Consider the following 1,332-nt stretch of genomic DNA (forward strand, 5'->3'; position numbering starts at 1 on the left):
GTTGTGTGTTGTTTGAGAACTGCACAGTGGACGCGAGCATCTTTGTTGTAAGTAATGAAGAGCGTACGGTGGATGCCTTGGCACCAGGAGCCGATGAAGGACGTAGGAGGCTGCGATAAGCCTCGGGGAGCTGTCAACCGAGCTGTGATCCGAGGATGTCCGAATGGGGAAACCCAGCACGAGTGATGTCGTGTTACCCGCGCCTGAATATATAGGGCGTGTGGAGGGAACGTGGGGAAGTGAAACATCTCAGTACCCACAGGAAGAGAAAACAACCGTGATTCCGTGAGTAGTGGCGAGCGAAAGCGGAAGAGGCTAAACCATGGGTGTGTGATAGCCGGCAGGTGTTGCATTCGTGGGGTTGTGGGGTTCATTTTGTCTGTTCTGCCGAGCAGGCCAACAGTAAGAAATCACAGGGTTAGTGGAAGTGGTCTGGAACGGCCTGTCGTAGAGGGTGAGAATCCCGTACACGAAAACTTTGTGACTGTTGTAATGGAAACCCAAGTAGCACCGGGCCCGTGAAATCTGGTGTGAATCTGTCGGGACCACCCGATAAGCCTGAATACTCCCTGGTGACCGATAGCGGACTAGTACCGTGAGGGAAAGGTGAAAAGTACCCCGGGAGGGGAGTGAAATAGTACCTGAAACCGTGCGCTTACAATCCGTCAGAGCCTTCGAACAGTTTACTGTTGGGGGTGATGGCGTGCCTTTTGAAGAATGAGCCTGCGAGTTAGTGGCATGTCGCGAGGTTAACCCGTGTGGGGTAGCCGTAGCGAAAGCGAGTCCGAATAGGGCGATCGTAGTGGCATGCTCTAGACCCGAAGCGGAGTGATCTACCCATGGCCAGGTTGAAGCGACGGTAAGACGTCGTGGAGGACCGAACCCACTTAGGTTGAAAACTGAGGGGATGAGTTGTGGGTAGGGGTGAAAGGCCAATCAAACTCCGTGATAGCTGGTTCTCCCCGAAATGCATTTAGGTGCAGCGTCGCGTGTTTCTCACCGGAGGTAGAGCTACTGGATGGTCTAGGGGGCCCACAAGCTTACCGAAATCAGCCAAACTCCGAATGCCGGTGAGTGAGAGCGCGGCAGTGAGACTGCGGGCGATAAGGTTCGTAGTCGAGAGGGAAACAGCCCAGATCGCCAGCTAAGGTCCCTAAGCGTGTACTAAGTGGAAAAGGATGTGGGGTCGCGAAGACAACCAGGAGGTTGGCTTAGAAGCAGCCACCCTTGAAAGAGTGCGTAATAGCTCACTGGTCAAGTGATCCTGCGCCGACAATGTAGCGGGGCTCAAGTACACCACCGAAGCTGCGGCATTCACGCAATAGCCCCCAG

1 rRNA gene (cut by a window edge) is annotated in these 1,332 nt (G+C 54.5%); it reads left to right on the forward strand.

The window, feature by feature from the left end:
• Positions 1 to 45: 45 nt before the first annotated feature.
• A 23S ribosomal RNA gene (locus AC3WQS_RS31280) occupies positions 46 to 1,332 on the forward strand (it continues 1,928 nt past the right edge of the window).

It is taken from the genome of Rhodococcus sp. FW305-130 (genome assembly GCF_058788335.1).